This window comes from Burkholderia sp. SJZ089, from assembly GCF_007828315.1.
Classification (GTDB): Bacteria; Pseudomonadota; Gammaproteobacteria; order Burkholderiales; family Burkholderiaceae; genus Burkholderia; species Burkholderia gladioli.
Genome location: NZ_VIUM01000059.1, coordinates 1 through 1804 on the forward strand (window position 1 = coordinate 1; position 1804 = coordinate 1804).

At 67.9% G+C, this 1804-nt stretch carries 1 protein-coding gene; it reads right to left on the reverse strand.

Annotated elements, in window-relative coordinates:
• On the reverse strand, positions 1–1804 hold a 1804-nt coding region (locus FB600_RS36965; RefSeq protein ID WP_261383553.1), incomplete at both ends, for a condensation domain-containing protein.

Here is a 1804-nt window from a genome sequence, read left to right on the forward strand (position 1 = left end):
TGCAATGCTGCTCGGGATAGTCCGCCTGCGTCGCATTCCAGTCGCCCAGCAGCAGCTTGCGCTCCTCGGGCGGCAGGATGTCGACATGATCGATCACCTGCGTTTCATCCCGGACCATCGCTCGCAGCATGGCCTGCAGGTAAGCGAGATGCCGTTCGATCGTGGCCCGCTGGAACAGTGCCGTCGAATAGCCGAGCACACCGGCGATTCCGTCGTCGCTCTCTTCGAATGCCAGTTCCAGGTCGAACTTGACCGTGTCGTGGCTCGGCGGCAACGGCGCCACCTCGAGTTCGGGCAACTGCAACGACGTGCCTTGCCGGAACTGCCAACTGAGCATCACCTGGAACAGCGGCGAGTGTTCCAGGTTGCGCGGCGGATTGACGACTTCGACGACCTGCTCGAAAGGCAGGTCCTGGTGGTCCTGCGCGGCCAGCGCGGCGTGACGCACGCGCGCGAGCAGGGCGGCGGCATCGGGCGTGCCGGACAGATCGAGGCGCAGTGCCAGCGTGTTGACGAAGAAGCCGATCAGCGGCTCGACCTCCTGGCGATTGCGATTCGCGCTGGGCGTGCCGATCACGATGTCCTGCTGGCCGGACAGTCGCGCGAGCACGGCGGCCCAGGCGGCCATCACGGTCATGAACAGCGTCACGCCATGGGCTTGCGCGAGGCGCCTGAGCGCCTGCGTGAGCTCGGCGTCCAGGCACACCGGCACGTGAGCCCCGGCAAACGACTGCTGCGCGGGGCGGGGGTGGTCGGTGGGCAGGTCGATCAGGGCCGGCGCATCGGCGAGCGTCTGGCGCCAATACTCGCCCTGGGCCTGCAGGCGTTCGCCCGTCAGCCACTGGCGCTGCCAGGCGGCGTAGTCGGGGTATTGAATGGCCAGCGGCGCGAGCGGATCGGGCAAGCCATCGAGATAAGCGCCATAGAGGGCCTGCAGCTCGCCGAGCAGGACCTCGAAGGACCATGCATCGGAGACGATGTGATGCTGGGTCAGCAGGAACGCATGTTCGCCCTTGCTCAAACGGATCAGGCGGGCGCGGATCAGCGGGCCTTGTTCGAGATCGAAGGGCGCATGCGCCTCCTGGGCACTGATGGCCTGCAACTGCTGCTGCGCGTCGGGCGCATCGCGCAGGTCGTGGTGCGTGACGGGCAAGGCGGTGCCAACCGGCAGCAGCCGCACTTGCGGCTGGCCCTGGACCGTGACGAAGGTCGAGCGCAGCGCCTCGTGACGATCGAGCAGGGTGTCGAGCGCGCGCTGCCATGCTGCCGTGTCGAGCCGGCCTTGCAGGCGCAGCGCCAGCGGGATGTGATAAATGGCGCTGACGCCATCGAGTTGGGCCAGGAACCACAGCCGCTGCTGGGCGAAGGAGAGCGGCAACTCGCCATCGCGCGGGACCGGCGTGATGGGCGGCAAAGCGGCGGCGCCCTGGTCCAGCCGGTCGGCAATGAGCGCAGCCAGGCCGGCGAGTGTGGGCGAGGCGAACAGCTTGGCGAGAGGCAACTCGGTGCCGAGCGCGGCGATACGGCCAACCAGCCGGACGACGAGCAGGGAATGTCCGCCGAGTGCGAAGAAGCTGTCGTGACGACTGATTCTCTCGACGCCGAGCAACTCGGCCCAGATCTCGGCAAGCGCACATTCGATCTCGCCTTGAGGCGCTTCATAAGCCTGACGCGCGAGCGCGGACGAATCGGGCGCGGGCAGCGCGCGGCGGTCGACCTTGCCGTTGGGCGTCAAGGGCAGGGCGTCGAGCCGCACGAAGGCGGCCGGCACCATGTAGTCCGGCAGTTGCGCGGCGAGATGGCT